Origin of the sequence: Paenibacillus sp. E194 (genome assembly GCF_000935845.1) — a bacterium.
Taxonomy (GTDB): domain Bacteria; phylum Bacillota; class Bacilli; order Paenibacillales; family Paenibacillaceae; genus Paenibacillus_B; species Paenibacillus_B alvei_B.
In genome coordinates this window covers 1-547 of the sequence record NZ_JMDX01000549.1, presented here as the reverse complement: position 1 = coordinate 547, position 547 = coordinate 1, and the positions used below count along the sequence as shown (strand labels likewise).

Sequence of the window (547 nt, the reverse complement as noted above, 5' to 3'; positions counted from 1 at the left end):
GACTTTTGTAAAGCTTCAAATCTATCATTGATAAACGTCGTCGCTTGACCCCAGTTTACCTTAATTCCCTTAATATTGCTTCCTTTCGATATTCCTTGCGGCTTGATTGGCGGTTGTGGATTACGACTGCGGACAGCTCTAGCGCCAATAGCACCAGCTAATGCGTCAACCCCTTCACAGGATCAATATCTTGGACTCGAAAACGATTAGGCAAATACCATCTATCGATGGAACTGTAGAAATCCAGCGCCTTCGATAAATTACTATTTGCTACTCGGACATCTTGCGGGATCTTGCTCGCCGCCATCTCCATCCCTTTGTTGAGAGTCAGCAAGAATCGTACTAATGATTCTTTGGTCTCTGGGTTTCTCCAGCCTCTCGCATCGGTGAATACTTTGCCAAGGAGTATCGCAAACCTATCTTCTCTACGGATTCGATAATATTTACACAAAAAAAGCCTATTCCATCTGCTGGAATAAGCCTGTTAAGTATCAATCTAGTGCGTTCATCTAATTCACATAAAAAAACTCCAAGCAGATCAATAGAT

Annotated in this window: 2 protein-coding genes; both read right to left on the bottom strand. The window is 42.6% G+C overall.

All coding sequences use genetic code 11. The features are described from left to right. Positions 1 to 157: 157 nt before the first annotated feature. Positions 158 to 307, bottom strand: coding sequence for a hypothetical protein (locus AZ66_RS33240; protein WP_231587114.1), 150 nt, complete (start codon positions 305 to 307; stop codon positions 158 to 160). A gap of 35 nt (positions 308 to 342) precedes the next feature. Further along, a partial coding sequence (locus AZ66_RS33235; RefSeq protein WP_044358240.1) for a hypothetical protein occupies positions 343 to 547 on the bottom strand: 205 nt, incomplete at its 5' end.

Excerpts from the sequence above, each read along its gene's own strand:
- AZ66_RS33240 (WP_231587114.1), bottom strand. The coding sequence starts at position 307 with ATGGCGGCGAGCAAGATCCCGCAAGATGTCCGAGTAGCAAATAGTAAT.